Origin of the sequence: Pseudomonas sp. MF6751 (genome assembly GCF_016613265.1) — a bacterium.
GTDB lineage: Bacteria > Pseudomonadota > Gammaproteobacteria > Pseudomonadales > Pseudomonadaceae > Aquipseudomonas > Aquipseudomonas fluorescens_BV.
Genome location: NZ_JAENSV010000086.1, coordinates 1 through 6236 on the forward strand (window position 1 = coordinate 1; position 6236 = coordinate 6236).

Below are 6236 nucleotides of genomic sequence, written 5' to 3' on the forward strand. Positions count from 1 at the left end.
CATTTTCACTGATGCACCTGGCGACGGGTGTATTGGGAAAATCACCGGAGCACGACCATGAACAAAGAAGAGATCTACGACGAGCAGATCAGCCCGCTGATGCAGCAGATCATCGCCATATGCAAGGAAAACGGAATCGGCTTGTTCCTCACAGCCTGCATCCCGACTGATGAAGACCCGCACCTTATGTGCAGCACCTGCCTACCTTCCAACGCCGCCAACCTGAGCAAGGCAAGCACCGATGAGCCGGGCGACGAGATCATCGAGCAGTTGCGCCAGACGGTCTACAGCCAGCGGCAATCGAAGTCGTTGCCTGTCGTGCACATGACAACGATCAACTCAGATGGCTCCAAAACGCTCACCGCGTTTATCTGAATCATCCTCCTGCGCATTCACAGAGTGCGCAGCGGGATGCGGATGAGTCCACACGGCGCAAGGCCGCCCCCTGCATCACCAGCGCTTACGACCTACCCCGATCCGTAGCCAGTAGCGGGCCTGGGTACAGATGGCTCCCTGCTGATTCAGGTAGCCATCTGGTTTCACAAATGCCTCTAGACCCCCTGGAGGTATTTGGAAGCCCTATTCCACTGGAGCAAGCCATGAACTTCCAACCGCCTGATCCGCCCGATTACGGCCACTGCCTAACCTGCAACAGGTTCATCCATATGGACGAAAAACGCGGCGACAACTGCATTGACTGTGACGACCTTGAATCAACCAGCGGCGCCGATGAAAACGGGGTCCGCCCCGCTGTTTCCGAGGATGGCGCTTACCGCTTCAACCCGTTTACAGGTCATCACGAATAACCCTCTCCTTGCACGTCATCCAGACGAAAATTGGCCCGATCCTTTCCTTGGGGAGACTCGTATAGGGAGAGGCTGCATCGGGGTGTGATCTGGTTGCAACGGATGTTCGCCCTCGATGGCGGATGGACGGATTGGGTCAGATCACACCCCGATGCGGACGAGTACACACCGCGAAAGCGGCCCCTGCATTCACCAACCACCCAGCACGGAGGATTTGCACCCATGCACCAGTAACCGATCCACCCGCGTGGCACAGCAAGCCTGAAGGCTGCGCCCAACACCCATACAGGCAGCGGACAGCAGGGCCGACGATGTGACCGCGCATCAACCGGAGTTCCGGTAGGCCCAACCGAAATGACGACGATGTACCGCAGGCGAGTCCGAGGGCATAGCTGGCCAGACTCGACACATCCCGGGCAGTGCCGGGCGCCTGCACCCTTCCCCGCCTCTATTACGTCAGCACTCCTCCCCCGCGCCCATCGGCAACCAGCGGGAGGCATGAGTGTTGAGCGAATACAGGTGAACCACAGAGGAAACGACATGGCACTTCAAGTTGAAGAGGTCGCGGTCACAGGCGGCTATCGAATCATCGATACAGATCGCAGCCCGGCATATCAGGGTGTTGCGATTGTGGTTCAGCGCGATGCACACCCGGTGATTGCTGATTGCGCGATAAGCCACGCCGAAGCGCTGGCCACCGCGAAGGCAATGGCGGCCTCTCGCGACCTGCTGGAAAGCCTGTCAAATCTAGTCGGGCTGGCAAGGCTCGGCGCCGCGCACCTGGGCAAGTACCACGCCGCCCTGGCAACCGCTGAATCCGCCATCGCCAGGGCTACCGCCTAACCCCAAACACTGGAGGTCGCCATGAGCGATTGGATCAAGTGCAGCGACAGGCTGCCGGAGCAGGTCAAGGGCGATTATCTGATCGTCTGCGAGGGCGGTGAAATTGCCCTGTCCGAATGGATTGAAGATGGCGGCCCCGGCGGAGAATGGGGCTTCTGGTACGACTGGGATGCCACCCACTGGCAGCAGCTTCCCGCCCCACCTGCCGAATAACGCCACTCTGGAGGCAACCATGGCCCGCACTTACGAATACTGGATGGTCAAGGACGGCGAAGACGCTGCCATCACCCTGAGCGTCGTTTCCTTTTCCCAGTCGAAAGGGAATTTTAGCTGCCGAGCTGCTGATCCTGAAGAGTACTTCGGCAGCGTAGATATCGAGTGGAAGGCAGAAGAAGACACCAGCTTCATGACTGAATCAGAGATCGCCTCGATGGAGGAATGGCTTGTTAACGAGCACTCCGAGTACCTGGCCGACCAAGACTACTTCGATTAATCCCGCCATTTGGAGGCGACCATGAACGCAGCATTGAAGATATGCCAGGAGCGTTACGACGCTCAGTTGCCTCCAGAGGTCAGCGAGAGCGACGAGGTGACGGAATGGCTTGAGCATTCGGCCGAGCAACTGGTGAGCGGGATGGACATCAGGTGGAAGCGCCGCTTCGGTCAACCGCAAGTAGTCACGTTCGACCGGTACTGCACCTATCTGCAAGGCGTCCTGAATCAGCGCCAGATCGATGGCCTGGATCAGCGCGACTCATTCGCACGGCTCTTCCTGTCGTCGATCTTGGGCAGCCAGGCAGATTCGAGAGGCCACGCCGCCGACTTGATTGGCGAGCAACGCCCCATCGAAGCCGCCGAGAAGGTCGCCATGGACCTGCTCAGGCCCTACGCCGCCGATGCGGTAGCAGCGGAGCGGGAAGAGGCCGAAGACGATGTGGATGCGGACCTATGAGCCCTCACATCCTGATCGACGAGGCGCTCGACACCCTCACCCATCCGGAAAGCCCGCAAGGCGCTCAGCACATCGTGCTGAACATGATCACCAACATGCTCACCGGCAGCGTGATCACCACCGAAGAGTTCAACCACTACTGCCAGCGCCTGCTGAAGATCACCAGGCAGCGCAAGGAGGCCGCATGACCACGCCTATCGTGAAATCGCTGGCTGATGAGCAGCTCGACGATATCGAGCGCCGCATCGCCATCCTCGGCTTCGGCCTCCCCTTCAATGAACTCATCGGTCGCAAGCGTGAAGACTTGGTGCGGGATCTGCCGCAGCGCTTGGCGCCGACAATGAAGGGCGGACGGATCGCGGTGAGGGTTCGTCATGGATGACCGTGAAATGCTTTATTTGGCGGCCGAAGCTGCTGGCCTTCGTTGCAACGGCCATTACCCAGACAAGAATGGTTACGTGTGCTTGAGCAGCCATACATTTTCGTCTGGCTACTTTAGCCCTCTCGATTTCAATACCGGCCACGCTTTGATTCTTCAGGCGCGTTTGGGAATAAGCATCGACATGAACGTGGTGACTGGGCGCGGCTTCCAGACGGGGTGGGTTCAGGCTTATCACGACGATGGACAGGCTTGCGAGGACGTGACGGGTGGGCGTGCGGAGTCCGCGATATGCAGGGCCATAGTAAGGGCTGCCGCTGCAATCAGAGAGTCGCGGTCATGACCACCCACCAACGCACCCGGCGCCTACTCATCTGGCGCGGCTCCTTCTCTGCACTCTCCGTCTGCACCTTCCTGATGTTGCTCAGCGCCCTCGCTGATCGAATTACTCAATAACCAACACCTTCAATCGCTGCGAGCATCGCGGCAGGGAATCCCCATGTCGGAACAAAAGCACACCCCCGCACCGTGGACCATCCGCGAGGTGCAGCACAGCAACGTGCCAGGCCAGCGAGCTTTCGCCATCGACTTCAACGAGGACCAGGAGCAGGTTGTCGACTGGGTTTACGAAGAGGCTGACGCCAAGTTGATCGCCGCTGCGCCTGATCTGCTTGCAGCCCTCCAGCTTGCACTGGATGCGTTAGCGCACTGTGCGGCTGACAAGGGTTATCAGACCCTCCAGAACAAAGCCGCCCACGTAGCAAGCCGCGCAATCGAGAAAGCCACCAAATAACCCCCTTCACAGCGCCCCTCTCCGGTGGCGCGGAGAGCAATCATGTCTGACAAGAACATGAAGATTTGGGAGCTCGTCGATAAGACGGACACCCGCTACACGAAAAACGCCAAGGTCGGCGGGCAGCAGATCACCAGCCTGAACGGTACGGCGATGATCATGAAGGCCACCGAAGTGTTCGGTCCGGCAGGCATCGGTTTCGGCTGGAAAGTGCTGGAAGAGCGTTTCGACCCTGGCGTCGAGGTGTTCATCGGCGAAGGTGAAAAGCGATCTAGCCTGGGCTTTACCAGTAACCACACTGTGCGTATCGCCTTCTGGTTCATGCTCGACGGCCAGCGCGGCGAAATCGAATCGTATGGCTGCACAAACTACATCTACAAGGCGTCGTACGGGATGCTCACAGACGGTGAGGCCCCAAAGAAAAGCCTCACAGACGCCATCAAGAAGGCTTTGAGCTCGCTCGGGTTCAGCGCAGACGTGTTCCTGGGGATGTTCGACGACAAGGACTACGTCAGCGCTCTGGCTGATGAGCAAGCGATAGAGCAGGCCGAAGACAAGGTCGCCGAGGAAGAGCGCCAAAAGCAGGAGCGCCTGGACTACATCGCGTCCGTCATTGAATCCTTGAAGACCGCCAAAACGCCCAAGGAACTCAAGGCGTTCCATGACGTTGCCGTGCGCCGCCTGACGCTGCGCAGCGACACGAAAGCCGTCACCCGGATCGTGCGCGAGTACGACGAGCAGAAATCCCGCTTTGATCAGGAGTCAGCAGCATGACCACGCTCTACACCATTGCCGAGCAGTTCAAAGAGCTGGCCGCCCTGGCCGAGACCGCCGACGAAGACCTGGCCGTCGCCCTGCGCGACACCATGGAAGGGATCGAGGGCGAGTTTCAGGAGAAGGGCAAGGCCATCGCCATGATCACCCTGAACATCGACGGCGACCTTGAGGCCATCCAGTCGCAGATTGATCGGCTCACCGAGCGCAAGCGGGTCATCAATAACCGCAAGGAAAGCCTCAAGGAGTACCTGCGCAGCAACATGGATGCTGCCGGGATCACCAAGATCACCCACCCCCTGTTCACCATCACCTGCGGCAAGGGCAAGCCCATCGTGGTCATCGACGATGAAAAGGCCATCCCTGACGACTTCGTCAACGTCAACGTAACCAGTGCGCCGGACAAGGCGGCCATCGCCAAGGCCTTGAAGGATGGACAGGAGGTCCCTGGCGCCCACTCCGAGATCGGCAAAAGCTCGATCAGCATCAAGTGAGGTCAGCATGATCAGCATCCTACAGAACGAAGTAGAACGCCTTCGGAAGTCTTCGAACGAGCTGGCCGCCCAGGTCGCTGAGTTTGTGGCGGCCGGCGGCGAGATCGAAGAGGCTCCGCCTTACAACTACAAGCCCAAGCCCATCACCTACAGCAACCAGATGCCGCCAGCGCCGAAGCCATTCGTTCGGCGCCGGGTTGAAGCGGCTCCCCTGCCCCTGGACAGGGAAGATGTCCGGGAGCAGGCAAGGCTAAAGCTGGTGGAGCACATGCGCCAACTGAGCGCCACGCACACCCAGACAGAGGCCGCCGCCGCCCTGGGCATCAGTCGCCGCAACGTCTACAAGCACGCCACCATGAACGACATCACGTTCAAGAAGCCGGAGCGAGGTGGTGCGAATAACAACTACCGCCGAGACCAAATGGGCGAGCGCGACGCGAAGTACGCTGAGCGCATCCGTGCATTCCTGGAGCTTGGAATCACACGGCGCCAGTGCTGCGGGAAGCTCTCCATCAACAATAAAGCCTTTGAGCGGATCATCGCGGCCCACGGCATCGACTATCCAAAGGCCCGGCGTGGAAGCACCTCATGCGCCGCATAGCCCGCACCCAGCAGCGCAAACGTCAAACCTGGCTCGCACTGCCGGCCAGCGGAATAGAAGAGGTAGGCCATGGCTGTGACCCAGGAAGAACGAACAGCCAAGCTTGCCGAGAAACGGCAGGAACTGGGCGAGCAGGAATTGCGGCACACGGTCCCGTATGGCACCCGGCAGATGCTCGACGATTTGATGCTCTGGCATGAGGTCGAGGAGGTCAGCGAGGCGGTGCAGTTGCTGGTGATGAATGCCCGGGTCGAAGATCTGCCACCGGCGCCGCCGAAGGTCAAAGGGCCTTCCGACATTATCCGCCACTACTTCCGCCAGGGGATGCGCGACCGACTGGAAGCGCTCACCGCCGGCCTGGGAGAAACGAAGGACCGCGCCACCATCTGGCGACTTATCGCACATGCCCACTCGTTGGGAGCCGAAAAGTCCGCGCCAATGCTTGAAATTAAGCGCCACGCAATCGACATACCGCAAAACGTGGCGCGCAAATTACGGCAAGCAGGCTTTGCCGAATCTCTCCAAATGAACGCCGATGACGACGGCGACAACGACTGACGCCGCATAACTCCACCACTCCACCGCCCGGGCATG

The 6236-nt window shown here is 59.6% G+C and carries 13 protein-coding genes; all 13 read left to right on the forward strand.

Annotated features, from left to right (window positions below; genetic code table 11):
* Positions 1-57: 57 nt before the first annotated feature.
* The 13 genes from JJD66_RS27660 to JJD66_RS27720 all read left to right on the forward strand — a co-directional run bounded on the left by JJD66_RS27660 (position 58) and on the right by JJD66_RS27720 (position 6200).
* On the forward strand, positions 58-375 hold the full coding sequence (locus JJD66_RS27660) for a hypothetical protein (RefSeq protein ID WP_200649512.1): 318 nt from the start codon (positions 58-60) through the stop codon (positions 373-375).
* Between the two features lie 224 nt (positions 376-599).
* Positions 600-806 carry a hypothetical protein gene (locus tag JJD66_RS27665; protein ID WP_199918457.1) on the forward strand — a complete coding sequence of 69 codons (207 nt, stop codon included), beginning with the start codon at positions 600-602 and terminating at the stop codon, positions 804-806.
* Positions 807-1346: 540 nt separating this feature from the next.
* Positions 1347-1649, forward strand: a complete 303-nt coding sequence (locus JJD66_RS27670; RefSeq protein WP_200649501.1) for a hypothetical protein — start codon at positions 1347-1349, stop codon at positions 1647-1649.
* Between the two features lie 21 nt (positions 1650-1670).
* Positions 1671-1862, forward strand: a complete 192-nt coding sequence (locus JJD66_RS27675; protein ID WP_200649502.1) for a DUF551 domain-containing protein — start codon at positions 1671-1673, stop codon at positions 1860-1862.
* 19 nt (positions 1863-1881) lie between these two features.
* Positions 1882-2142 (forward strand): hypothetical protein, encoded by a 261-nt coding sequence (locus JJD66_RS27680; protein ID WP_200649503.1) that lies wholly within the window; start codon positions 1882-1884, stop codon positions 2140-2142.
* 21 nt (positions 2143-2163) lie between these two features.
* The gene (locus tag JJD66_RS27685; protein ID WP_200649504.1) at positions 2164-2601 is read left to right on the forward strand and encodes a hypothetical protein; all 438 of its coding nucleotides are present in this window, start codon (positions 2164-2166) and stop codon (positions 2599-2601) included.
* Positions 2598-2789, forward strand: coding sequence for a hypothetical protein (locus JJD66_RS27690; protein WP_200649505.1), 192 nt, complete (start codon positions 2598-2600; stop codon positions 2787-2789). The genes JJD66_RS27685 and JJD66_RS27690 overlap by 4 nt, the downstream gene beginning before the upstream one ends.
* Complete coding sequence (locus tag JJD66_RS27695; RefSeq protein WP_200649506.1) at positions 2786-2983, forward strand: hypothetical protein; 198 nt, start codon at positions 2786-2788, stop codon at positions 2981-2983. The genes JJD66_RS27690 and JJD66_RS27695 overlap by 4 nt, the downstream gene beginning before the upstream one ends.
* A 496-nt stretch (positions 2984-3479) precedes the next feature.
* Positions 3480-3773 (forward strand): hypothetical protein, encoded by a 294-nt coding sequence (locus JJD66_RS27700; protein ID WP_200649507.1) that lies wholly within the window; start codon positions 3480-3482, stop codon positions 3771-3773.
* 42 nt (positions 3774-3815) lie between these two features.
* On the forward strand, positions 3816-4547 hold the full coding sequence (locus JJD66_RS27705) for a hypothetical protein (protein WP_200649508.1): 732 nt from the start codon (positions 3816-3818) through the stop codon (positions 4545-4547).
* Complete coding sequence (locus JJD66_RS27710) at positions 4544-5041, forward strand: siphovirus Gp157 family protein (protein WP_200649509.1); 498 nt, start codon at positions 4544-4546, stop codon at positions 5039-5041. The genes JJD66_RS27705 and JJD66_RS27710 overlap by 4 nt, the downstream gene beginning before the upstream one ends.
* A gap of 7 nt (positions 5042-5048) precedes the next feature.
* Positions 5049-5642 carry a hypothetical protein gene (locus tag JJD66_RS27715; RefSeq protein ID WP_200649510.1) on the forward strand — a complete coding sequence of 198 codons (594 nt, stop codon included), beginning with the start codon at positions 5049-5051 and terminating at the stop codon, positions 5640-5642.
* A gap of 69 nt (positions 5643-5711) precedes the next feature.
* On the forward strand, positions 5712-6200 hold the full coding sequence (locus tag JJD66_RS27720; RefSeq protein ID WP_200649511.1) for a hypothetical protein: 489 nt from the start codon (positions 5712-5714) through the stop codon (positions 6198-6200).
* Positions 6201-6236: the final 36 nt, after the last annotated feature.

Excerpts from the sequence above, each read along its gene's own strand:
- JJD66_RS27665 (WP_199918457.1), top strand. The coding sequence starts at position 600 with ATGAACTTCCAACCGCCTGATCCGCCCGATTACGGCCACTGCCTAACC.
- JJD66_RS27695 (WP_200649506.1), top strand. The coding sequence starts at position 2,786 with ATGACCACGCCTATCGTGAAATCGCTGGCTGATGAGCAGCTCGACGAT.
- JJD66_RS27705 (WP_200649508.1), top strand. The coding sequence starts at position 3,816 with ATGTCTGACAAGAACATGAAGATTTGGGAGCTCGTCGATAAGACGGAC.
- JJD66_RS27710 (WP_200649509.1), top strand. The coding sequence starts at position 4,544 with ATGACCACGCTCTACACCATTGCCGAGCAGTTCAAAGAGCTGGCCGCC.
- JJD66_RS27690 (WP_200649505.1), top strand. The coding sequence starts at position 2,598 with ATGAGCCCTCACATCCTGATCGACGAGGCGCTCGACACCCTCACCCAT.
- JJD66_RS27675 (WP_200649502.1), top strand. The coding sequence starts at position 1,671 with ATGAGCGATTGGATCAAGTGCAGCGACAGGCTGCCGGAGCAGGTCAAG.
- JJD66_RS27700 (WP_200649507.1), top strand. The coding sequence starts at position 3,480 with ATGTCGGAACAAAAGCACACCCCCGCACCGTGGACCATCCGCGAGGTG.
- JJD66_RS27720 (WP_200649511.1), top strand. The coding sequence starts at position 5,712 with ATGGCTGTGACCCAGGAAGAACGAACAGCCAAGCTTGCCGAGAAACGG.
- JJD66_RS27680 (WP_200649503.1), top strand. The coding sequence starts at position 1,882 with ATGGCCCGCACTTACGAATACTGGATGGTCAAGGACGGCGAAGACGCT.
- JJD66_RS27685 (WP_200649504.1), top strand. The coding sequence starts at position 2,164 with ATGAACGCAGCATTGAAGATATGCCAGGAGCGTTACGACGCTCAGTTG.
- JJD66_RS27670 (WP_200649501.1), top strand. The coding sequence starts at position 1,347 with ATGGCACTTCAAGTTGAAGAGGTCGCGGTCACAGGCGGCTATCGAATC.
- JJD66_RS27715 (WP_200649510.1), top strand. The coding sequence starts at position 5,049 with ATGATCAGCATCCTACAGAACGAAGTAGAACGCCTTCGGAAGTCTTCG.
- JJD66_RS27660 (WP_200649512.1), top strand. The coding sequence starts at position 58 with ATGAACAAAGAAGAGATCTACGACGAGCAGATCAGCCCGCTGATGCAG.